This is a genomic window from Streptomyces sp. NPDC050732, assembly GCF_040654255.1.
GTDB lineage: Bacteria > Actinomycetota > Actinomycetes > Streptomycetales > Streptomycetaceae > Streptomyces.
Genome location: NZ_JBFAHP010000009.1, coordinates 33,404 through 53,999 on the forward strand (window position 1 = coordinate 33,404; position 20,596 = coordinate 53,999).

Below are 20,596 nucleotides of genomic sequence, written 5' to 3' on the forward strand. Positions count from 1 at the left end.
CGACCGTTCATGTCCGAGCACGTCCTGGTCATCGGCAGCGGCCGAGACCTGCCCACCCGGCTGCGCCGCGCCCGCACCGGCACCCGCACCACCGTCATCTGCCGGCTGGACTACCTCTCCAAACTCCGTGAGACGACGGAACACACCCGGATCATCGGGGTGAGCCCCGACGCGCCGGACGACGAATGGCTCGCGTTCGCCCAGGCCGTGCACGCCCGGCACCCGTTCACCCGGATCGTGGCCTTCGGCGAGCGGGACCAGGACAAGTGCGCACTCGTCGGCCAGGCGCTGGGCCTGGCCGCGCACTCCCCGCGGACCACCGCCCTGGTCTACGACAAACACGCCATGCGGGCCCGGCTGCGCGAAGCCGGCATCGACACCACGGCCTGCGCCCAGGTCTCCGACGCGGAGGAACTGCGGGCGTTCCTCGCCGCGCACGACACCCCCTGCATCGTGAAACCGGGCAGCGGCTCCTTCAGCAAGGGCATCACCCTGGCCCGTGACGCCGAGGAGGCCGCCGACGCCTTCGCACGGGCCGGCGGCGGACCCGGGGACGCCGACGGCACGCCGGTCCTGGTGGAACAGTTCCACGAGGGCCCGCAGTTCAGCGTCGAGGCGTTCTCCGAGGACGGCGACCACCAGATCGTCGCGATCACCCGCAAATACTCCGACCCGCTGAACTTCGTCGAACTGGGCCACGTCAGCCCCGCACCCCTCACCCCCGCCCAGGAGAAGCAGATCCACCACTACGTGGAACGGATCCTCGACGCCCTCGGCATCAGGTCCGGCGCCACCCACACCGAAGTCGTCCTCACCGAACACGGACCGCAGGTGATCGAGACGCACGTCCGCATGGGCGGCGACGAGATCCCGGCCCTCGCCCACGACGTGACCGGCGTCGACATCGCCGACTGCCTCATCCGCCACACCCTCGGCGAGAAGGTCCTGCCCGGCATCCGCGCAACCCTCGCCGCACCGCGCACTCCCCGCAGTTCGGCGATCTGGTTCGCCGCGCTGCCCGCCCCCGGAGTGCTCGCCGAGACCACAGGACTGGACGAGGCCCGCGCGATACCCGGGGTGACCGACGTGCAGTTGCTGGTCCCGCCGGACGCCACCGTCGACACCCTGCAGTCCTCCACCTCCCGGGTCGCCCACGCCCGCGCGATCGCACCGAGCGCCGACGAGGCGCTGGCCGCCGCCCGACAGGCGATCAACCGCCTCACCTTCCACCTGCGCGTGCACGCCGCCGACCAGGGAGCACTGTGACGACCTCGCCGCCGCGCCCCGCCACCCCGCCGCAGCCGCGGCGCATCACCCTGGCCGACTTCCACGACGCGGCCCGCGACGTACTGCCCGCCCCCGCCTACGACTACCTGCAGGGCGGCGCGGCGGACGAACGGACCGTGCGCTGGAACGCCGAGGCGTACGAGCGGCTGGCGCTGCTGCCCCGGGTCCTCACCGGCACCGCGGGCGTGGATACCCACTGCACCCTCTACGGCACGGAACTCCCCACGCCCGTCCTCCTCGCGCCGACCGCATCGCACGGCCTGTTCCACCCCGACGCGGAAGCGGCGACCGTGCGGGGCGCCGCCGCCGCGGGAACCCTCACCACGGTGAGCACCTTCTCCACGCTGACGCTGGAGGAGATCGGCGCCGCCGCTACGGGACCGTGGTGGTTCCAGCTCTACGTGCAAAGGGACCGGGCCCTCACCGAGGACCTGGTGCTCCGGGCCCGCGCGGCCGGCGCCACCGCCTGCGTCGTCACCGTCGACACCCCGGTGACCGGCCTTCGGGAGAGGGACCTGCGCAACGGATTCGCCCTCCCCTCCCACGGCACGCCCGCCAACCTGACCGGCCACACCGCGAACCCGCCCCAAAACGCGGCCGCCCCCGCCCACCACGCCATCCACGACCCGCGGATCGACCCCGCCGTCGGCTGGTCCGACCTCGCATGGCTGCGCTCGGTCTCCGGGCTGCCGGTCCTGGCCAAGGGCATCGTGCGCCCCGACGACGCCCGCCGGGCCGCAGAGACCGGAATCGGCGTCTGGATGTCCAACCACGGGGGCCGCAACCTGGACACCGCGATCGCCCCGCTCGTCACCCTGCCCGCCGTCGCCGAGGCCGTGGCAGGCCGGGTCCCGGTCCTCATCGACGGAGGCATCCGCCGCGGCACCGACGTGGTGAAGGCACTGGCGCTCGGCGCGGACGCCGTGGCGATCGGGCGCCCCTGCCTCTGGAGCCTGGCCGCGGGCGGCGCCGAAGGGGTCACCGCCGCCCTGAACGCCCTGCACCGGGAGACCGAACTGGCCCTCGCCCTCCTCGGCGCCCCCGACCTGACCGCCCTGACCCCGGACCTCGTACGCCCGTCCTGGTGATCGGGGCGGTGCGGCCCGGACCACGCGGGACCGGGGCCTGCTCGACCGGCCCACCCTTGGTGAAGTCCAGTTCGGCCGGGTGCGACCGAGGAGGCCAGCGGGTGATCGAAGCCGTGAATGCAGTGGAGAAGATCACTGCCCCGGAGGTCCGCGCACGCCCTGGATGACATCAACAGATGGCATCAACAGGAGACTGGGCGCGGAGACCGGGGGAGACCGGGGACGAGACCATCCCCATCCTGAACGAGTCGATGTCTCTGGCCTGAGGAGCTGTGCTCAACTCCGGTGCATTGGAGCGAGCTCGGGCCACTTGCTGTTCGTCACTGGGCGGCCCGTGTACGCGTCCAAGAGGATGCGGCTGCCGAGCGGCCGGTCCAGCCGCACATTCATGCCCTTGGCACGCATCTCGGTGGTGCAGTCACCGTCCTTGCCCTGCACCGTGGATGCGGACAGCACCACACTCTCCTTCGTTTCGTAAGCGTCCACCGCGGGGCGGTTGCAGGAACCATACGTAGCCACGACGGCCACGGTCCTGCCGCCTCCGGCCACCTCGACCAGGCCACCCAGGGGCGTCAGGACGCCGGTCGGCACCTGGCCGACGGACTTGACGGGCGACTTGGGAAGGGGCGACGGGCTGACGGCCGCCCGCTTCAAGGGGGAGTCATAGCCCCTGAGGGTGAACAGCCAGGCCGGCACCGTGGCCCGGCCGCGGCTGGTGTGGACGGTCATCGTGCCCAGCTTCGCTCCCGTTACCGTCAGGCGGGGGCCGGGGCTGCTGTCGCGGTCGAGAGCCTGGTACGTCGCTCGTGCCGTCACGAGCGGCAGCGTGAGCGAGCCGCCGTTTCGCCATGTCACCCGCTCGCCCTTGCGCGGAGCGGACGGAAGCTTCGCGCGAAGGTCGAAAGTCCCGGCCTCGTAGGCACGTTTGTCGGCTGCATTGTGAAGCCCGTTCTCAGGCAGCTGCACCACTGCCGCCATGGGGTGGTAGCCCCTGCGCCACTCCGCGGCGGCCACGGAGTGGTCCCAGGCTTCGGCGACTTGGCGTGCGCGGTCCTTCAACTGCGCTGTCTGCCCGGCCCGGTGACTCTTCCCGACGTGACCATCGTCTTCGTCGCTGCCGCACCCGGAGAAAGCGGCGACTCCTACGGCAGCTAGGGTGAGGGTCAGGAGCAGACGCGCGGGATGAATCGTATGGGTACGCATGGGTCTCCCAAGGCTGACGACAAGTAGAGCCGGTCGGTGAGGCCGGCACTCCAGCACCCCTGTGACGCCTCGCCCCTGGTCGGCGTTCGCTGCATGATGCGCTCCGATCAGGTCTGTTACTGCGTAAGGGCCGCTGTCACGGAGAAGCCAGCAGGTCAGGTCAGTAGACGCTGAGGTGCTTCTTGTTGAGCACGTCCTGCACCGGGTGGTAGTAGGAGTCCCGGTCGGGTTGCGGATCAGTGTTTGCGCAGGGCCTATCGGCGTAGTTGCCGCCAGAATTGATGCCCAAGGCTGTCGTCCCCGCGAACATGGGCCCTCCGCTGTCACCGAGCATGACGCAAAGGCTGGTCCGGATCATGTTGTAGAGCGTGACACCGCCCTCGAAGGTGACGGTCGCCTTTGGTTCGAGCACGATCCCGTCGAGGTCCTGGCTGGTGGTGCCCACGCGCTTGACCTTTTCCCCGTCCGTGACCCAGCGGGAACCCGTGATCTGCCCTGCGGACCCGTCCCTGTACTGGATCGTCCCGAGCGGGGTGACATCGGGATTGGTGTAGTCGATGACGGCCCAGTCGCCCGGCTCAAGCTCCCAGTCGACCTGGGTGCCCAGCTTGATGTCGCCACTGTACCGACGCCAGCTGTAGTAGCCGCCGACCAAGCAGTGCCCGGCCGTGAGCATGAGCTTCTCGCCCGCCTCGTTCTGCACGTTGAACCCCGAACTGCACAGCCTGCTGTCCGAGCGAATGCCGACGCCACCACGCATGTCGTAACCCGTGAGCTGCAGCTTGCCGGAGCGCCTCTCGATGCGTACCGCGGAGCCGTGAGCCTGGGCCACGCGCTCGATGCGGTCCCGGTCACCGGCGGACACACCGTCGTAGATCTTCACCGACACCCGGTTGTCGCTGGGGTCGATGCCCCATGCGGTGTTCGGGATGCCGGCCAGGCGATCCAACTCGGCATGGATGTCATTGAGTTCGCTTGTGCTGCGGCGCACGATCTGCGCCGTGCCGCCAGCGCGGCGTACCTCTTCCGCGGCCCCGCGGTCGGTGACCGCGATGACGAGGCGCCCGCCCTGGTGGAACACCCCGGCGGTCCGGTCATCTCCCAACCCCGCGACCAGCGACGCCGCGCTACGGGGATCGGTGAGCGATGCCGGAGCCGCTCGGGCGATGGGCGAGACGAGCAACGCGAGCAAGCCGCCCACCGCTACCGCAATGGTTTTCGTGCGCATGCGAGGTCTTCGCATCTGTTCCCTCCTCATACAGCAAGGCACGCCCGTGTTGATCGGCCGTGCCTGGGTGAGGGTGCCTACGCCTGGTTGCGGACGGGTAAATGCCGTCTGTCGCCTTCCAGTAGCTGAGCGGTGTTGGCCTGGCCAGGGCCCAGGTACGCAGGGCGGTCACCTGGCCGCGGTTCAAGCCATAGGCGGTGAGGACTCGGCGCGGTGAGGCGTTCGCGCACATCGTGGAGGCTGAACTCGAAGCGGACGTGGCGGCGGCGCGCACTGGTTCGGTGCTGGGAGGCGGCGTGGACGTCGATGAGGTCGCGGACCGCGCCGCGGTCGGCGAGGGCGCGCACCTTGGAGTCGATGACGTCATCGAGTGCCAGGGCCGGTCCGTGCTCGGACCGTCGGAGCCGGCCGCCCCTGCCCCGCGCGGTCAGGCCATTTCGACGTAGCGGTGGACCCTGTCGAAGCGCCGGGCCGCCACGTCCCGGCGGCGGATCACCCAGTGGGCCACGCCGGAGTCCAGTTCTGTGACGTCCTCGCCGCACCTCCAGCTGGTCAGGAGAGCCCAGTCGTCGGCGCCCTCTGCGTGAGCCGTACCGTCCTGCGCGCGGGGACCGGCATCTGCGGGGTCACGGGCGTAGTGGACGGGGTCGTTCTGGGGCGAGACCGGGTGGCCGCCGATCTGCAAGTTCCAGCCGGACGTACCCGAGATGCTGATCGCCGGGCACGAGCGCGAGCTGATCACCTACATGATCAAGTCGGAGCGCAGCCACCCCGACACCGCCACCCCCGACGCGGTCGAGGAATACGTGCGCTGCTACTCCATGCCCGGCGGCATCCGCGCGATGCTCTCGATATACCGGGCGATGCTCGTCGACGCCGAACAGAACCGGCAGGCCGCACAGGAGAAGCTGGACATCCCGGTGCTGGCGCTCGGCGGTTCGGCCTTCATCGGCGACCGCAACACCTCACAGATGCGGCTCATGGCCCACGACGTCACTGGGCACGTCTTTGACGCCGGACACGACCTCGCCGAGGAAGTACCCGACGAGATGGCCGACGTGATCCTGCCGTTCCTGGCCGGGAACGCGTAGACGGGCCGGGCCGCGATGCCGGCCATCCGGCGCGTTCGACATGTCGGGCGGGACAGTGGCAGGACTCGACCGGCGGGTCAGCAACTGCCGAAGGGCACTGCCCGCGGGCCGTCCTCCCCTCCGCGCACGCCCTGTTGGAGGCGCCGACCACGGTGGGGCCGGTGGACCAGCAGCCCCGACGCATCGTGCTGTGCGGTGGCGGTGCTCGTGGAGGGACTGCCGGGGGAGTCGCCCATGTCGACTGCGATGTCGATGATGCCCTGTCCGGCCGGGTGCGCAGCGAGGCAGGCGGTGCTGTTGGCGTTGGCGATGTCTTCCGCGACGCCGATCGACGGTGCGAACGGTCCGTGCGTGTTTCGAATTTCGACGCAATCTCAACGGGGGCGCCGATGCGGCGAATAGCCTTGCTGGAACCGCCGTACACCGACCAGGCCGGCGCGGCACGGCGGCCGACGAGGACCGCTACGCCCTCGGCGAAGCAGGGACGCGCGGGCTCACAGCTCCTATTGAGTGAGTAGATGAAGATCTTGGTGTTGGGTGGAACGGCGTGGGTGGGCCGGGAGTTCTCGCGGCAGGCACTGGCGCGTGGGCATCAGGTGACCTGTCTGGCCCGCGGGGAGAGCGGCGAGGCCGCCCAGGGCGCGGTGTTGGTCGTCGCCGACAGGAACGAGCCCTCGGCGTACGCGAGCCTGGCGGGCCGGGACTGGGACGCCGTGGTCGAGGTGTCCTGGCAGCCGGGCTTCGTCCGCGCGGCGCTGGCGGCGCTCGGCGAGCGGGCGCGCCACTGGGTGTACGTGTCATCGGTCAGCGCCTATGCCTCGCATGCGCGGTTGAACGCGGACGAGTCGGCGCAACTGCTCCCGGCGACCGAGCGGGACACAGCAGGCCACGACGAGTTCGGGCAGGCCAAGGTGGCCTGCGAGGAAGCCGCGACAGCCGCAGTGGGAGACCGGCTCCTCATCGCGCGGGCGGGACTGATCGGCGGTCCCGGCGACCACAGCGGCCGATCCGGCTACTGGGTCGCCCGCGCGGCCCGCGAGCCGCTGGCCCCGCTGCTGGTGCCCGCCTGCCCGGACAGGCCGACGCAGGTGATCGACGCGCGAGACCTCGCGGCCTGGCTGCTCGACTGTGCGGAGAAGGGGACGACCGGGACGTACAACGCGGTCGGCCCGGTCGTGCCCTTGGGGGAGTGGATCGCCCTGTCGCGGGAGATCGGCGGGCACACCGGGCCGGTGGTGGAGGCGGACGACGACTGGCTGCTCGGGCAGGAGGTGGTGCAGGCCATGGGCCCGGAGTCGCTCGCGCTGTGGGTGGCCGACCCGGACTGGGCCGGCTTCAGTGCCCGCGACGGTTCCGCGGCGACGGCGGCCGGCCTGCGGCACCGCCCGCCGGCAGAGCTGCTGGAGCAGACCCTGCGCTGGGAGCGGGAAGCGGGCCTGGACCGGCCCCGCCGGGCCGGCCTGAGCGCCGAACGCGAACGCCAACTCCTGCGAGCACTGGGGTGAGGCGAAGCGCCAGGGGGCCCGCACGGGAACCGAAAGGCGACACACCCCCTCCGGCCAGGGAGGGCGTTCGGGCCCAGTCAGGGTCAGCGACGCGGCCTGTCCGATACCGCCGCCTGATCATTTTCAGGCGGTCCGGCTGACGTCCAGCCGTTGGGACGACGGCTCGTATCCAGCTGCCCTGTAGGCGGCGACGGCGGCAGCGTTCGAGGTCGGGGTGCTGACCAGCGCACTTGATGCACCCAGTTCACGCAGCGCCGCCGCAGCGGCGACGCTGATCGCCGTCCCGTAGCCGCGACCGCGATGCTCGGCGTGCACGCCCACCGGCTCCAGCAGGCCGGGCCTGCCGGGCCCGGCCGACCAGACCGTCGCCGCGGCCACCGCGTTGTCCTCGTCGTCGTAGCCGATCAGACAGCGGGCGTCGGCATAGACCGGCCCGGCCGCGAGGACGTGCCAGATCTCCTCGGTGAACGCCGGGCTGCCGAACGCCGAGCGATGCACGGCGGTCCGCACCCCCGCCGTCTCCGGACCGGCTACCTCGATCCGCAGGCCGCAGGCCCTCACCGGCGCGGCGAGGTCGTGGCGCAGCGGCGTCCACGCCTCGTCCAGATTCCAGCCCGCCTCCAAGAGGACCTCGCGGAGCAGAGCGCCGTCGGGGATTTCGAGGCCGACCTTCCCGGGCGGCAGGACCCCGCGCTCCGGATCATCGAGGTCCGCAAGGAGTTGGCGCGCCAGCTCACCGTCCTGTCGCAGGTCCGGCGCGGTCGTCAGGCGCAGCACATCAGGGCCGTCCAGGTATCCGACGGCAACGATCCGTCCGCCCACGCTCCAGGTGCGGACGGCCGCGGCCAGCCTCTCCGCGCCCAGCGCCCAGGCCCAGCCAAGGTCTCCCGGATGGAGTTGCAGCGGCATGCGGTCGTCCTGCCATAGGCGGAGGGCATCCACGACCCCGGTCAGCCCATCGACGCCGGGCTCGTTCAGAACGATCGTCATGTCCCGCATCCCACACCATCGCGGCGACCGGCCGCACGTGGTTTTACCCAGTCAGCCAGATCGACAGGACAGGCCCTATCCGCACCGGACCCAAGTGCCCCCGGCGGGGCCCCTCGCGTATCCGCGAATCTTCCGGCGAGTTCGCCGGGGTCTGACGGTGCGGTGCCCGGCGGTGCGGGTCAGGACGGCTTCGCGATGCGCACGATGTCGCAGCAGAGCATGAAGCTACACGGCGGCCGGGCGCCCGCCCCGAGCGCTGTCTGGTTCTGCGAAGGCCGCGTGGGAGACCGTCAAGGGCCGGGTGGACGCGCACGTCGAGTCGCTGTCCGCCGTCACCCACGCACACGCGCTCGCCAAGGCCTGGCCTGCAACAGCGATGTCGTGCCCCTGTCCGTCTGGCACGGTGCCCGGTTCTACTCAGGCCGGCGCCGCCAGACGGAAGCCCACACCGATCGCTTCGAGGTCCGGCTCATAGGCGCCGTGGCGGCGGGCGCACCGGGCCAGGTCCCGGTCGTGGCGGAACGAGCCGCCCCGGGTGACATGCCGGTCGAAGGCCCAGTCCTCGCTGCCCGGCACCTCGGCGGGCGCGCCGGGGTAGGGAGCGTAGAGGGTGGAGGTCCACTCGTCGGCGTTGCCCGCCATGTCCAGCACCCCGAAAGGGCTGGCGCCCTCGGGGAACGAACCGACCGGCACCGTGGTGCCGGTGCCGAGGTCCACCAGATTGGCCAGGCCGGTGCGGTACTCCTCGCCCCACGGGAACTCCCGGCCGTCGTCGCCCCGCGCGGCTCGCTCCCACTCGTCTTCCGTGGGCAGCCGCACACCGAGGCCGAGCCGCTCCCCGAGCCACAGGCAGTAGGCCCTCGCCGCCTCCCAGGCGACCCCGATGACGGGGTGGTCCACAGGCATCTGCGGGACCGGTCGGCCGGTGGCCGCTGCGAAGAGTGCCCACTGGCCGACTGTGACCGGGGTGCGGGCGATCCGGAACGCCGGGATGTGGATCTCCGCGCGCGGAGCTTCTTTCATGTACCACTCCACCGGCACCCCGGTGTCCGCATAGCGGCGGGCCACAGCCGCCACCTCGTCGACCGGCGTACCCCGACGCAGCAACCCGGCCGGAACCTCCACCCAGTCCACCTGCTCCACCCGCATGGCTCCTCCTCGGTTCGAGCGGACGACCTCATGATCACCCAGGTGCTCGGGGCGGACATCGGCCGATGGACCTACCTCGACAGCGACCTTGGAATGAGGGCATCGGGCCATGGACCAGCTGTGCTCCGGCATGACGCGGGGCCTGAGCATGCTGAGCCCTTGGGACGGCAACCGGTCTGGAAGCGGCCCCAGTCCTACGGCCCCTTCTCTGCCCGCCCCCCGTGCTCGCCGCCCAACTCGACCGCCTGACCGGCATCATCGGCATGGACACCGTGGAACTCGGCATCGTGCCGCTCACCGCGTGCCTGAAAGCCCCGCCCGGCCTGGGCTTCTGGATCTACGACGACCGCCAGGTCGTCACCGAGACCTGGCACGCGGAACTGTGGCTCGACGACGCCGACACCCTCGCCCTCTACTTGCGCCCTCTACTTGCGCACCTGGAAAACGCTCCGGGAATCCGCCGTGTACGGGCCGACGCCCACAACGTCATCTACGCCGCCAGGCGCGCCTTGAACGCGCGCCGACACGGCGACGGACCGCAGTGCGGGTGGTTCCCCGGCGCTGCCGGCCCGCGCCGACTGCGGCTTCGCCCCGACCGTAGCTTCGCGCCGACCAAGGCTTCCCCCCGACTGCGGCTTCGCCCCGGCCAACGGTGGCCACGACCTGGTTCTAGGCCGAGGGGCCAAGCCGGATCCCGCGTGCCGCGGCGACGGCGTCCAGGGCGTCGACGTGCCAGGTGTCAAAGTGCTTCGTCCTGTAACAGAACGCCAGCACGTGCTCGTACGCCTCTTCGGTGCCGATCCGCAACAGGGCCTGTACGGCGGGCTCGTGGGCGCCGAACCAGGTGTCGGGGCCCAGGAGGGCCCTCAGGGGAGTGAGGTCCCGCGCCGAGCCGCGTTTGACGAGCGCGAGGGACGCCACCTCCCGGGCCGGGGTCGATCTGGACAACCGGCGCTCACCGGAGGCCGCGTACGTCGCCCCGCCCCTCCGGCCCGGCGGCGCCGTGGCGAGCCCGAGCAGCACCCCGGTCGTCTCCGCCCCGGGGTGGGCGGCGAGCGCCCCGACGAGCCGGGGACCCACGTCCTCGGGCAGGCCGTCCGCGTCGGCGGCGAGCCGGACGAGGACCGGCAGGGCCGGGCCGCCGATCTCCCCCAGCGCCCGCATGGCGGCACGCGCGAGGTCCGGCTCGGCGCCAGGCGTCACGAACTCCCCGAGCGCGCGGGCGGCTTCCGGCACCGGGAACGCGCCCAGGGCCACGACCGCCCGTCCCCGCACCGCCTCGTGCGGCGACCGCGCGCAGGCGAGCACCACCGGCAGCGTGTCCGGCACACCGATCGAACCGAGGGCCCGCACGGCGTGCGCCCGCAGGGTGCCGGGCTGCTCCTCGTCCGTGGCCAGGTCCGCGAGGAGCGGGGCGGCGGCCGCGTGCCGCAGGGCGCCGAGCGCGTCGGCGGCGGACGCGCGTACCCCGACCGGAGCCGTGTCGTCCGCCAAGGCCGACAGGAGCACCGGGGCCGCGTCCGTGCGTCCGGCGAGGCCCAGCACGCGCGCCGCGCCCCGCCGTCGGGTGACGGACTCGCCGGGACGTGTGAACAGGTCGGCCAGTTCGGGCAGCACCAGTTCGGACAGCACCGGCTCCGGCAGCGCGGCCACGAGGCCCGCCACCGTGTCGCCGATGCGCGCGTCGCCCAGCGCCGCCACCAGCGCACCGGCCGCCCCGGCCCCCGCGGACGCGGCGAGCGCCCCGGCGGCGGCCCGGCGCACGGCCGGTGCCGCCGCCGCACGCAGAAGGTGCGCGAGCAGGGCGTGGTGCTCGCCGGGCTCCGGTACGGCGAAGAGGCCGGGCTCCGCCGCGATGTGCGCGCAGACCGCCGCCACGGCGTGGGGCGGGCAGTGGGGGCCGCCCTGCTCCGCCGCGCCGCGGAGCACGTCCCACAGGTGGGCCCGGCCGTCCTCGGTCCTGGCGAGCAGGGCCGTCGCGAGGCGCGCCGTGTCGGGGTCCGGGTCGCGCTGGGGGGTGTGCAGGAGTCGCTCGACGGCCGGGTGGCGGTGCGGGGGCGGCCACTCGGCGGCGGGCAGCGCGTGCAGCGCCTCGACCGCGGCGCGGCGCAGGTGCGTGTCCGAGGCGGGGGAGTGCGCGAGGACGAGCAGGGCGGAGGCGGCCCGTGGGTCCCCGATCGCGCCGAGCGTGCGCACGACGCGTACCGCGAGATCGGGCAGATACCCCCACAGCGTGGCCAGGAGAGGCGTCACGGCCTCCGAGGCACGCAGCGCGGCAAGGGCGTCGAGCACCCGCACCGTCCAGTACCCCCGGCCGGACGGCAACCGCTCGCACAGGTCCACGAGACCGCGGACGACCTCCGGTCCACCGATGGCCAGCAGGGCTTCGCACGCCACCTCGTCCAGTTGCCGGCGATTGTGGTCCGACTCGGCCAGGGTACGCAGCAGCAGGGGCACGGCCCACTCCACGCGCAGCTTTCCCAAGGACGCGAGGGCGTGCCAGTGAAGTCCGGGGAGCGGCTCGTCCCCACGCGTGAGACAGAGGTGCAATGTCCGGACGACTTCCGGTGTACGTACCGCGCTGCCCAGCATCGCGGTGGCGCAGACGGCGGCGTCATGGTTCTCGGACCACGTGGCCCGGCACAGCCCCGCCACGTCGCCCTCCATGCGCATGCGCATCACGTCGGAGATGGACGCCGCCCGCTCCACTCAGGCCCCCTCGCCTTCGTGCACCTGGTCCGACATCGCCACGTACAGCGGTGTCCCGACGACGATCGTCAGCTCCTCGCCGTCCTCCCGCGTCACGGTGGAACGCATCAACTGCCGTGCCAGGAAGTCGCAGTACACCGGCGGCACCGTCAGCCCCTCGGCCGCGTGCAGCACGTCGTGGGCCACCCCTTCCCGGCTCGGCATCCGGCCGCCGCGCGACCGCACGTTGAAGTGGCTCTCCCACTCCGGAGGGGTGTCCTGGAGCAGCCGGAAGAGCGACGGCAGCCCCGAGAAGCCGATCCGGCCCATCTCCGGCGGCGCCTCGTAGCCCACCAGGTGGTGGGCGGAGCCGATGAGCGCGACCACGGTGTCGCCGTCGCGGCCCGTCATCAGCGTCGGCTTGTTCACCTCGCCGTATCCGGCGATGCGCAGCGCAAGGTCGCCCCGGAACCAGGCGGTGGGCTCCGTCAGCCAGCCGACGTCGAACTCCCGCTCCAGGTACGACTCGACGATGTCCAGCCGGTCGTACGCGCTCGCTTCGGTACGCGGCGACTGTACGGCCAGGCTGAGGACCTTGAGGTCGACCTTCGCCTCGACGGCGAGGCGCTTCAGCAGCTTGGGCGGGATCTGCCCGTACAGCATGTCCACCTTGGCGGTGGAGAGGTAGACGTAGTACCTCATGTGCCGGTCAGACGCCGGGCTTCTGGGGGAGCGCCAGGAAGGCGGCCCAGGTGGCGGGAGCGACGGTGAGGTGCGCTCCGCGCGGGTTCTCGGAGTCCCTGATGTGAAGAGCCGATGGCGCTGCGGCTATCTCCAGGAAGGCGCCGCCCTGTTCGGTGCTGTAATTGGACTTGAACCACTGCGATGCCGTGTTCATTGCTCTCCTAGCAAACACTCTGCGACGCCACGACCCCAAAGCCCAAACGCGGTCCTGAGCCTCTACCGCGTCCTGGACGCCCTCCAGAACCTACTGCAGTGCCAGACCGGCACCTGCACCGTGCTGCACGACCCTCACGGTCTGGTCGCCGCCGAACTCCCGCTGGATCGTGCGCCGTATCGTCATTGCGTGACTCATACATGGAGAAGAAGACTGACCGCGGCCGGGGCCGTGGCAGCCGCTGTGGCCGCGACGCTCACGAGCGCGCAACCGGCAGCCGCGGCAATGCCGTTCGGGTCGGTGGACCCCGCCACCGTCTCGCAGTTCAAGCTCAACCAAGTCGTCGCCCCTGGCGGCCCGGAGGGCACCGACGCCGCGGTCGAAGCCGTGGAGAAGACCGGCGCCGTCAAGAACGTCGACGTCAGTACGGTCCTCAACACGGGCGGGAACACGGGCATCGCAGGCCTCTGTCACGACACCGGCCTGTCCGCGAGCCTCAAGCCGAGCGGCTACTGCTGGAAGCCGGAGGACGACCGGTCCAGCAACTGGAACGCGACGGACGGCGGCTGGACGCCCCAAGGCCTTTCCCTGCCGTACAGCGACAGCGGACCCGCCGCCGACGGGCAGTGGAAGGGCGTCCCCGCCTATGCCGCGACCTGGCACCACGGCACGGACATGGGCAACCCCGACCCGGCCAAGCGGCGCGGTGACGAGTACGCCCGGCTCTCGCTGGTGAGCACCAAGAGCGGGACGCCCAACTACCACAATCTGCTCCTCGTCCAGCCTGCCGTGAACGCGGACGGCACCGGCGACTTCCGTGTGGTCCCGGGCAATCACGTCGACGGTGTCGTCTGGTACGGCGACCGCGCCTTCGTCGCCAACGGCCGCTACCTCCAGGTCTACGACCTGCGGCACATATGGAAGCTGAACAAGCAGGACAAGGAGGTGGGCATCACCGGCACCACCTCTTCGGGCCTGTGGCACAACTACGCCGTCCCCATGGTCGCGATGTACCGGACCACGACCGGCAGCGCCGCCTGCACGGTCACCGCGGGCACCACTCCCTGCCTCAACTCCCTGAGCCTGGACCGCACCGGCGGCCAGGACGCCCTCGTCTCGGCCGAGTACAAGAAGGACGCGGCGGGCGGCCGCGTCGTGCGCTGGCCGCTCGATGCCACGACCAAGCTCCCCAAGGGCCATGCCTCCGCCGCGTATTCCTCCCCGGTCTGGGCCATGCAGGGCGCTGCCACCGACGGCACGAACTGGTACATGTCCGGGACCTGCCCGACGGGCGCGGGCGGCGGTACGGCGGAGGATCCGTACTCCTGCATCCACAAGGCACAGGCCAACACCGCGCCGCACGTCATGACCCCCGCCCCCGTATACACCCAGAACCTCGGCTACTCCTGGTCGACGGACCGGCTGTGGGGCATCAACGAACGCATCAACTCCACGGCGGGCAGGCGGGTCGTCTTCTCCGTCAACACGCCCTGACCTCACCGCTGAACGCCCAGGTCCCCCTGACTGCTGGACGCCCAGGCCAGGCGGGCCCGGGCGTCCTGCGTGGGGCGACGGTACGCGGTGTTCGCCCAGGAGCTGGGCCACCTGCTCCACCGCGCCCGCACCCGTGTTCACGAGCGCCACGCCCGCCCTCGCGCCCCCTCGGTACCGGCGTATCGACAAACGCATACGTCACCGTAACTGTCTCCTGTTTCCCTGGAGGCACGGACCGCAGAGGTCCGTGCCGAGGGTGTGGTGCTCCGGCTTCGGAAGGTGCTCACGAGAGGGCATGTGCCGTGTTATATGGGAACGTTCGTCCGGGGCTGAGGAAGGCCGTGCTGGCCGCCGGTGTCGTCATGCTGATGGCGGCCCACGCCGGGCCCGCCGCCGCCGCCCCGGCGCGGGGCGGGAACGTGCAGGAGGCGATGGAGGAGCTGGCCAGGATTCCCGGGGTCGTGGGGGTCGTCGGCGGGGCCTACGTCGACGGGAAGCCCCTCGGTCTCGGCAGCGCGGGCTCCCGGCTGCTGGACGGCGAGGGCGGGAGGATACCGGCGAACGCCCGCTTCCGGATCTGGTCACAGACCAAGCAGATGGTGGCCACCGTGGTACTGAAACTCGTCGAGAAGGGCGAGTTGGGCGTAGATGACAAGCTCGGCGACCTGCTGCCGGAGGTGGTGCACAAGGACCTGGTGGCGCGGGCCGACGAGATCACGGTACGCCAGCTGCTCCGGCACACCTCCGGCATTCCCGACTGGTACGCCGAGAAGCCGAACCCGGACGGGAGCGAGGGAGACCCCTCATTCGACGTGTTCGACTTCACGACCCCCTACCGGCCGCTGGATCTGGTGCGGTGGAGCCGCGACCGGCCCCGGACCGGGGAGCCGGGCGAGAAGTGGGCCTACTCCAACACCAACTACACCCTCCTCGGCATGATCGTCGAGAGGGTGACCGGTCATGACCTGGCCACCGAACTGCGCACGCGTCTCTTCGACCCGCTCGGGATGACCAGGACCTACCTGATGGTCAAGCCGCCGGACGGCGTCAAGGGGCCGCACAACCACGGCTACTACCCCGATGCCGACGGCAGGCTGCGCGACGTGGACCGATACAACGCCGGTCTCGCCGGCGCGGGGGCCGGAGGGGTGGTCTCCACCGCGCACGACGTGAGCGCCTTCAACCGGGCGTTCACTCAGGGCAAGCTGCTGCCACCGGAACTCCAGCGCATCCTGACCGACCGGCCGCCCGCCTCCGCACAGCCCCGAGGCGACAGCAGCAGTTGCGGCGACGATTTCTCCATCACGGGCGGGTTGGCCCCCGGCTCCGTGGCCATGACCTTCTACTCGGCAGACAGCCGTCGCCAGCTCGCGCTGTCGTTCACCCTGAGCGCCAAGCCCAACGCCGTGGAGCTCGACGTGAGCAAGGCCGTGGAGAGCATCTTCTGCCCGTCCTCCTGAGCGACGGCTCCGCGCTCCTCGGCGGCGCCACCCCAGAAAGCGGCCGATGCGCTCGGCGTCGGCCGCCGACGTACCGGCCAGGTACGGCTCCACTGGGCCCCCGTGGCCGAGGCGCCCATGGACCCGATCAGGAGGCCGGCCGCGCGGATGGCGCCGCCCGTGTCGCACATGCTGCCTCGGCAACGAGCTGACCCGCCGCCTGGACCTCACCGACACCGAACTGGCCACAACTCCCCGGGTCGGCCTCCTCAGGACCGTGGTTCGGCCGGGGGCAATCAGCCGCAGCCACCCTTTTGCAGAGAGCTGAACACGTTATTCAATGAGGGGAACCTTGAGGGCAAGTCGGTCTGCGCGCCAGCATGGACGGTGAAGCAGCCCGAGCCGTAGTTGTATCCGTCATACAGGGCCCACTGGTCCCCGTTACGGTTCCAGTACGAGGAGGTCCGGTTGTCCATGGACTGGCCTCGCAGGTCCGGGGATCCGGAGCGGAACCAGGCGATCGTCCCGGTTCCGTTGACCCCGTCGAAGATGCAGAAGGAACCGTTGGGGCAGCGGTCCCACCCGGCTGCCGAGGTGGCCGACGCGGGCTGCGCCGAGGCCGTGCCAAGCGCGAGGACGAGGGCGGTCGCGGAGCCAAGTGTCGCAAGTTTCAGGCGCATTGCGTTTCCTCCGATGGGCGATGTCCAGAAGAGCATGGGGGGGGCGTGCGGGCGTGGCCGCGCCGGTCTCAGGGTGTTACGGCCTGCAGCCCTCCCCGCCGGCGTAGGTGGAACTGCTGATGAACCAGGTCGGCCCCAGACTGTAGGTGGAGTGGGCCGCTACACACTGGTGGCTCTTGCTGGCGCCCAGCGCCCAGGTCTCGATCAGGTGATTGAAGTTTCCGCAGTTCCTCCACACCGCCTGACCGTTGAAGTTGTCGTTGTAGCCACAGTGCGGTTCGGCGGCTGCCGCGGGCCGCTCCAACGCCTGTGCCGATGCCGGCATCAGCAGGAGGCCCGACAGAGCCAGTCCCAGCGCCGCTGCGGTGATCGGGAGTTTCCGGAGCATCGCTTGTTTCCTTTCCGGTCTCGTCCTGACTCTCCTCTGTGAGGGCAGGCGGCTGTCACCGTGGCACGGCCTGGACGGCTGTTGCCAGCGTTTCAGGTACCGCTGAAACGATGGCCCCGCCCGGCGGGGACGAGGTATGGCGTCGTGCGAAGAAGGCCCGACCGCCGCATCGGGATCAAGGGCACCGGGGAGACTGCAGAGGTCCATAAAGGCGGCGATGCGGAGAGCGGGGGCCGTGAAACGCATTCATTTCACTGCGGAAGATCTTGCACGGACCCGGATAGCCGTGTCCCTCGGGGTAGCGGCAGAGACGTTCGACAGCGTGAGGCTGCTCCGGGAAAGCACGGACGCTCCGGCCCTGGCACCGTTTTTACGATGGCGGGCCGCGATCGGCGGGCGGCTGGGCAAACAGGCAGGGCCCTTGGCCGCGCTGATGCCCGGACGCGGACCGGTGGTCGACGCGATGAGCCTGATGGGGAGCACGACGGACCTCGACGAGGCAGTGGAGAATCTCCTGGCGGCTCCGCGGGCCCTGCTACGGGCGGAGCTGGAGAACCTTCGCATCCAGGCCACGCACCGCAACTGGGCCCGGAATCTGGCGGACGGCGACCGCGAGGCCCGGCTCCAGGTGGCCGCGGCGCTGCGGACGTGCCACGCGGTGACCATGGCGCCGTACTGGCCGCGGATGCGCTCATACCTCACCTCTGTGCGAGAAAGGTACGTGCGCGCGATGGGCGAAGGCGGGACCGAGCGGATGCTGGAGTCACTCGACCCGTCCCTGGTGCGCTGGCGGCCGCCGGTGCTCGAAGTCCGCCATCGCCGCGAGGCGGATGTCCACTTGGGCGGGCGCGGACTGGTCATCTCCTCGGCCGTGTTCTCCTTACAACAGGCGGAAGTGCTGACCTGTCCCGGCGACTCGGCGCAGGCACCGGTCCTTGCCCTGCCGGCCTTTGGGGCCGAGCTGCCGGGGGCGGGCCTGTGGAGCGTCGGTGACACCGCCGGCCGGCCGCTGGAGGAGTTGCTGGGACGCACCCGGGCAGCGGTGCTCGAAGCGGTGGCAGACGGTTGCAGCACCACAGACCTGGCCCGTCGGACACGGGCGTCCGCCAGCTCCGCCAGCCAGCACGCGACCGTGCTCCGCAAGGCCGGCCTGATCACCACCGGCCGCGACGGCAAGGCCGCCCGGCACACCCTGACCCCGCTGGGCGCAGCGCTGCTGGAATCCGGTAACAGCCACCCCTGACCGCAGAAGAATCGGTGACCTCTTCGGCAGGCCCGCGTACGCCGACGGCCACACCCAGCCGCACCTGGGCGCCGCCGCACCCCACGACCTCGCCCCTACCTTGCGGGTGCTACGCCGGGCTGCGGGGGCCCGGCCTGTCGTCACGACCGGATGGTCCCACACAACTGCCAGCCCAACCCTGCTCACATCGTTCATGAGGTGCCCTTCTTCTTGGTACGGCGATGGATGACGGCCAGTCGTAAGGAGTACGCGAGGCAGAGCGCGGCCAGGATGGGGAGCACGATCAGGGTGGGGTTCACCCAGGCCGGGACCAGGTCGTAGCCCGCGTGGCACTTTTCGTGCAGCGGGTACCACCGCTCGAATTCGTGGAAGTGCGCATGGCGGTACGCCGAGTCGTAGGCTTGGCCTGCGTTCTGGCATTCCTCTCCCGTGTCCAGCCCGCCGGCGAGGGCGCCGATGAGGTAGGTGATCCCAGTTCCCAGCAGGAGGGTCACGGCGTTCACGGCGAACCTCGGCGAGCTTCTCCTCGCCACCGGTCAGGATGTAGTCCGCCGGCAGGGCCGGCGAGAATGTCCCAGCAGCAGGCTCTCGCGTTCGTGGCGGTCCACCAGCGCTGGTCGAAGTGGTTACGGAAGCGCTTCAGGCCGCCCCTGCCGGTGTAGTACGTCATCCAGTCGACGTTCAGCCCGTTGCCGAGGGACCGCTCGGTGGCCCAACGATGGGGGTGTTCGCGAGTGGAGAACTCGCAGTCGCGGCCGAGCGCACCACCTCAGACACGCGCGAGTGCGGGCTCTTCCGACTCAGTCCAACCCACAGGCCTGACGTCGGGTTGTGAGCACACAACCTCCGCGATTGAAGGGCAGCTGATTCACGACTGCGAGCTGGTCGAGGCAGACTTGTGCCATACAGAAACACACGGGCCCCGCTTACCCGACTACACGGAAGCCAGGCCCATCACTCAGGCCCGATCCATAGCTACGGTCGTCATTATCCAGGGTCACGCTTCCGTACTCGCCGCCTGCGACCCATTCGACCTTTACCTTGAATCGAACGTCCTGCTTCGCAGCGTCGACTCTGAGGGTGAGCTGCTTTGGCTGGTCAGGGGAGATCGTGAAGGGGAAGTCCGTGCGGTCAGGCACGGGCTTCTTGCCCCGGGGGACTACGGGGACCGGATGCTGGGCAAGGTTCACGTCGAATGCCGGCTCATGCACGGTATCGCCACAGCCGGCCGGAAGCTCCTTCTTACTGTGTGACGGCGCCTTGCTGGAGACGATGGTGACGTCGATGCCCGTCGCCAAGACCGTCTTGTCCGTCTTGGTTTCCAAGGTGATGGGAAGGACAGCAGGCACGCAGGATTCGGGGGAGAGGGCGTAGGCCGTCAGCCCAGGCGGATTGGCCTGAGCCGCGACCCACCCGCTCACACTCTGGAATGTCCAGAGCGCGAGAGCCCCCGCCAACGGCAGCACGACGAGCGTGGCCCAGTTGTTCCGGTCCCACAGCCCTGCCCACTGGTACCTCAGCGTCCGGTTTTCCGGCGTGGTTTCCGGTACTGCACCCGAGTCGGGCTGCTGCATTGCTCCGTTCGTATCCGGTCCGGTGCTGCCCTCGGGCTGCTGCGGCGAACCGTGCGGGTCTTCAGCCAACTCTCCTCCGACGACGTGATGAGCGAACCACAGATTGTCCCTCGACCGTTGACGGATCCGCCTACCGATTACTCGCCAGATCTTTGATGGCCCTCGGCTACCAGATGCGCTGTCTCGTGCACGGCCTTGGCCAGGACGTCGTGCTGCTCGGAGGGCATGCGGGCCTTGAGCGTCTCCATGCAGAGGGAGAAGTTGTCGGTCCGGCGGTTCTCCGAGTCTGAATCGTTCGCGTCGTTCATTTCACCGGCCTGGTTTGGCATATGGCAGGCGTACCGCAGCTGGCCCAGGCCCGCCGGGAGGGTCGGTTCCCCGACCTGATCGACACCGTCCGGGAGATCCACGTCCCGCCCGCCTGGCCGGACGCAGGCACGTTCGCCGAAGGACACCCTGCGCCGGCAGCTGACCGGCTGGCTCGCTGGGGCGGGCATCCCGGTGCGGGTGGCCCGCGGCTTCGGTTCTCAGTCGTACGCCGACGTTGTCCACGACCGGGTCACCGCCGACCGCGCGACGCCGTGCTCCTGGTCGTCGGCGACTTCGACCGCCCGGGCGAGGACATCGAGCGCGACTGAGTGGCGCGCACGG

General features: G+C 70.6%; 20 protein-coding genes and 3 pseudogenes. 9 read left to right on the top strand and 14 right to left on the bottom strand.

Annotated features, from left to right (window positions below; translation table 11 throughout):
• Positions 1 to 9: 9 nt before the first annotated feature.
• Entirely contained in the window at positions 10 to 1,266 is a 1,257-nt protein-coding gene (locus tag AB0H82_RS10310) for an ATP-grasp domain-containing protein (RefSeq protein ID WP_362990866.1), read from the top strand.
• On the top strand, positions 1,263 to 2,375 hold the full coding sequence (locus tag AB0H82_RS10315) for an alpha-hydroxy acid oxidase (protein WP_362990868.1): 1,113 nt from the start codon (positions 1,263 to 1,265) through the stop codon (positions 2,373 to 2,375). Before AB0H82_RS10310 ends, AB0H82_RS10315 begins: the two co-directional genes overlap by 4 nt.
• 276 nt (positions 2,376 to 2,651) lie before the next feature.
• On the opposite strand, the gene AB0H82_RS10320 is transcribed toward AB0H82_RS10315, so the two are convergent.
• From AB0H82_RS10320 to AB0H82_RS10335, 4 genes and pseudogenes are all read right to left on the bottom strand, one after another.
• Positions 2,652 to 3,578: a hypothetical protein gene (locus tag AB0H82_RS10320; RefSeq protein WP_362990870.1), complete on the bottom strand. Its 927-nt coding sequence runs from the start codon at positions 3,576 to 3,578 to the stop codon at positions 2,652 to 2,654.
• Positions 3,579 to 3,738: 160 nt separating this feature from the next.
• Entirely contained in the window at positions 3,739 to 4,806 is a 1,068-nt protein-coding gene (locus AB0H82_RS10325; protein ID WP_362990872.1) for a S1 family peptidase, read from the bottom strand.
• 142 nt (positions 4,807 to 4,948) lie between these two features.
• Positions 4,949 to 5,204: pseudogene (locus AB0H82_RS10330) on the bottom strand (nucleotidyl transferase AbiEii/AbiGii toxin family protein); the annotation flags it as partial.
• A 29-nt stretch (positions 5,205 to 5,233) separates the two neighbouring features.
• Positions 5,234 to 5,491 carry a DUF1963 domain-containing protein gene (locus AB0H82_RS10335; protein ID WP_362991144.1) on the bottom strand — a complete coding sequence of 86 codons (258 nt, stop codon included), beginning with the start codon at positions 5,489 to 5,491 and terminating at the stop codon, positions 5,234 to 5,236.
• Between the two features lies 1 nt (position 5,492).
• Between AB0H82_RS10335 and AB0H82_RS10340 the strand changes: the two are divergent.
• Positions 5,493 to 5,897 (top strand): annotated as a pseudogene (locus AB0H82_RS10340) (alpha/beta hydrolase); the annotation flags it as partial.
• A gap of 518 nt (positions 5,898 to 6,415) precedes the next feature.
• Complete coding sequence (locus AB0H82_RS10345; RefSeq protein ID WP_362990873.1) at positions 6,416 to 7,402, top strand: NAD-dependent epimerase/dehydratase family protein; 987 nt, start codon at positions 6,416 to 6,418, stop codon at positions 7,400 to 7,402.
• A 123-nt stretch (positions 7,403 to 7,525) separates the two neighbouring features.
• Here the strand turns inward: AB0H82_RS10345 and AB0H82_RS10350 are convergent, their stop codons facing one another.
• Together AB0H82_RS10350 and AB0H82_RS10355 are read right to left on the bottom strand one after the other, a co-directional pair.
• On the bottom strand, positions 7,526 to 8,392 hold the full coding sequence (locus tag AB0H82_RS10350; RefSeq protein ID WP_362990875.1) for a GNAT family N-acetyltransferase: 867 nt from the start codon (positions 8,390 to 8,392) through the stop codon (positions 7,526 to 7,528).
• A 417-nt stretch (positions 8,393 to 8,809) separates the two neighbouring features.
• Complete coding sequence (locus tag AB0H82_RS10355) at positions 8,810 to 9,541, bottom strand: formylglycine-generating enzyme family protein (protein WP_362990877.1); 732 nt, start codon at positions 9,539 to 9,541, stop codon at positions 8,810 to 8,812.
• A 179-nt stretch (positions 9,542 to 9,720) separates the two neighbouring features.
• Here AB0H82_RS10355 and AB0H82_RS10360 point away from each other — a divergent pair.
• A pseudogene (locus AB0H82_RS10360) lies at positions 9,721 to 10,062 on the top strand (Scr1 family TA system antitoxin-like transcriptional regulator); the annotation flags it as partial.
• Between the two features lie 148 nt (positions 10,063 to 10,210).
• On the opposite strand, the gene AB0H82_RS10365 reads toward AB0H82_RS10360, so the two are convergent.
• From AB0H82_RS10365 to AB0H82_RS10375, 3 genes are read right to left on the bottom strand one after another with little or no spacing between them, the layout of a single operon-like run.
• Positions 10,211 to 12,250: a HEAT repeat domain-containing protein gene (locus AB0H82_RS10365; protein ID WP_362990879.1), complete on the bottom strand. Its 2,040-nt coding sequence runs from the start codon at positions 12,248 to 12,250 to the stop codon at positions 10,211 to 10,213.
• Positions 12,251 to 12,931 carry an SAVMC3_10250 family protein gene (locus tag AB0H82_RS10370; RefSeq protein ID WP_362990881.1) on the bottom strand — a complete coding sequence of 227 codons (681 nt, stop codon included), beginning with the start codon at positions 12,929 to 12,931 and terminating at the stop codon, positions 12,251 to 12,253.
• Positions 12,932 to 12,938: 7 nt separating this feature from the next.
• A complete protein-coding gene (locus tag AB0H82_RS10375) occupies positions 12,939 to 13,127 on the bottom strand; it encodes a DUF397 domain-containing protein (protein ID WP_362990883.1) in 189 nt (62 codons plus the stop codon).
• Positions 13,128 to 13,316: 189 nt separating this feature from the next.
• On the opposite strand from AB0H82_RS10375, the gene AB0H82_RS10380 reads away from it, so the two are divergent.
• Both AB0H82_RS10380 and AB0H82_RS10385 read left to right on the top strand, forming a co-directional pair.
• Positions 13,317 to 14,621, top strand: a complete 1,305-nt coding sequence (locus AB0H82_RS10380; protein WP_362990885.1) for a hypothetical protein — start codon at positions 13,317 to 13,319, stop codon at positions 14,619 to 14,621.
• A gap of 341 nt (positions 14,622 to 14,962) precedes the next feature.
• Positions 14,963 to 16,081, top strand: coding sequence for a serine hydrolase domain-containing protein (locus tag AB0H82_RS10385; RefSeq protein WP_362990887.1), 1,119 nt, complete (start codon positions 14,963 to 14,965; stop codon positions 16,079 to 16,081).
• Between the two features lie 275 nt (positions 16,082 to 16,356).
• Here the strand turns inward: AB0H82_RS10385 and AB0H82_RS10390 are convergent, their stop codons facing one another.
• Positions 16,357 to 16,740, bottom strand: a complete 384-nt coding sequence (locus AB0H82_RS10390; RefSeq protein ID WP_362990889.1) for a peptidase inhibitor family I36 protein — start codon at positions 16,738 to 16,740, stop codon at positions 16,357 to 16,359.
• 76 nt (positions 16,741 to 16,816) lie between these two features.
• Positions 16,817 to 17,128: a hypothetical protein gene (locus AB0H82_RS10395; protein WP_362990891.1), complete on the bottom strand. Its 312-nt coding sequence runs from the start codon at positions 17,126 to 17,128 to the stop codon at positions 16,817 to 16,819.
• A gap of 235 nt (positions 17,129 to 17,363) precedes the next feature.
• Between AB0H82_RS10395 and AB0H82_RS10400 the strand changes: the two genes are divergently transcribed.
• Entirely contained in the window at positions 17,364 to 18,371 is a 1,008-nt protein-coding gene (locus tag AB0H82_RS10400; RefSeq protein WP_362990893.1) for a helix-turn-helix domain-containing protein, read from the top strand.
• Positions 18,372 to 18,562: 191 nt separating this feature from the next.
• Here the strand turns inward: AB0H82_RS10400 and AB0H82_RS10405 are convergent, their stop codons facing one another.
• From AB0H82_RS10405 to AB0H82_RS10415, 3 genes are all read right to left on the bottom strand, one after another.
• On the bottom strand, positions 18,563 to 18,874 hold the full coding sequence (locus tag AB0H82_RS10405) for a hypothetical protein (protein WP_362990895.1): 312 nt from the start codon (positions 18,872 to 18,874) through the stop codon (positions 18,563 to 18,565).
• Positions 18,875 to 19,297: 423 nt separating this feature from the next.
• Positions 19,298 to 19,945 (bottom strand): hypothetical protein, encoded by a 648-nt coding sequence (locus AB0H82_RS10410; RefSeq protein WP_362990896.1) that lies wholly within the window; start codon positions 19,943 to 19,945, stop codon positions 19,298 to 19,300.
• A gap of 137 nt (positions 19,946 to 20,082) precedes the next feature.
• Complete coding sequence (locus AB0H82_RS10415; RefSeq protein WP_362990898.1) at positions 20,083 to 20,253, bottom strand: hypothetical protein; 171 nt, start codon at positions 20,251 to 20,253, stop codon at positions 20,083 to 20,085.
• A 21-nt stretch (positions 20,254 to 20,274) separates the two neighbouring features.
• On the opposite strand from AB0H82_RS10415, the gene AB0H82_RS10420 reads away from it, so the two are divergent.
• Positions 20,275 to 20,583 (top strand): hypothetical protein, encoded by a 309-nt coding sequence (locus tag AB0H82_RS10420; protein WP_362991164.1) that lies wholly within the window; start codon positions 20,275 to 20,277, stop codon positions 20,581 to 20,583.
• Positions 20,584 to 20,596 lie beyond the last annotated feature (13 nt).

Excerpts from the sequence above, each read along its gene's own strand:
- AB0H82_RS10420 (WP_362991164.1), top strand. The coding sequence starts at position 20,275 with ATGGCAGGCGTACCGCAGCTGGCCCAGGCCCGCCGGGAGGGTCGGTTC.
- AB0H82_RS10375 (WP_362990883.1), bottom strand. The coding sequence starts at position 13,127 with ATGAACACGGCATCGCAGTGGTTCAAGTCCAATTACAGCACCGAACAG.
- AB0H82_RS10390 (WP_362990889.1), bottom strand. The coding sequence starts at position 16,740 with ATGCGCCTGAAACTTGCGACACTTGGCTCCGCGACCGCCCTCGTCCTC.
- AB0H82_RS10395 (WP_362990891.1), bottom strand. The coding sequence starts at position 17,128 with ATGCTCCGGAAACTCCCGATCACCGCAGCGGCGCTGGGACTGGCTCTG.
- AB0H82_RS10320 (WP_362990870.1), bottom strand. The coding sequence starts at position 3,578 with ATGCGTACCCATACGATTCATCCCGCGCGTCTGCTCCTGACCCTCACC.
- AB0H82_RS10310 (WP_362990866.1), top strand. The coding sequence starts at position 10 with ATGTCCGAGCACGTCCTGGTCATCGGCAGCGGCCGAGACCTGCCCACC.
- AB0H82_RS10415 (WP_362990898.1), bottom strand. The coding sequence starts at position 20,253 with ATGAACGACGCGAACGATTCAGACTCGGAGAACCGCCGGACCGACAAC.
- AB0H82_RS10325 (WP_362990872.1), bottom strand. The coding sequence starts at position 4,806 with ATGCGCACGAAAACCATTGCGGTAGCGGTGGGCGGCTTGCTCGCGTTG.
- AB0H82_RS10370 (WP_362990881.1), bottom strand. The coding sequence starts at position 12,931 with ATGAGGTACTACGTCTACCTCTCCACCGCCAAGGTGGACATGCTGTAC.
- AB0H82_RS10350 (WP_362990875.1), bottom strand. The coding sequence starts at position 8,392 with ATGACGATCGTTCTGAACGAGCCCGGCGTCGATGGGCTGACCGGGGTC.
- AB0H82_RS10410 (WP_362990896.1), bottom strand. The coding sequence starts at position 19,945 with ATGCAGCAGCCCGACTCGGGTGCAGTACCGGAAACCACGCCGGAAAAC.
- AB0H82_RS10345 (WP_362990873.1), top strand. The coding sequence starts at position 6,416 with ATGAAGATCTTGGTGTTGGGTGGAACGGCGTGGGTGGGCCGGGAGTTC.
- AB0H82_RS10355 (WP_362990877.1), bottom strand. The coding sequence starts at position 9,541 with ATGCGGGTGGAGCAGGTGGACTGGGTGGAGGTTCCGGCCGGGTTGCTG.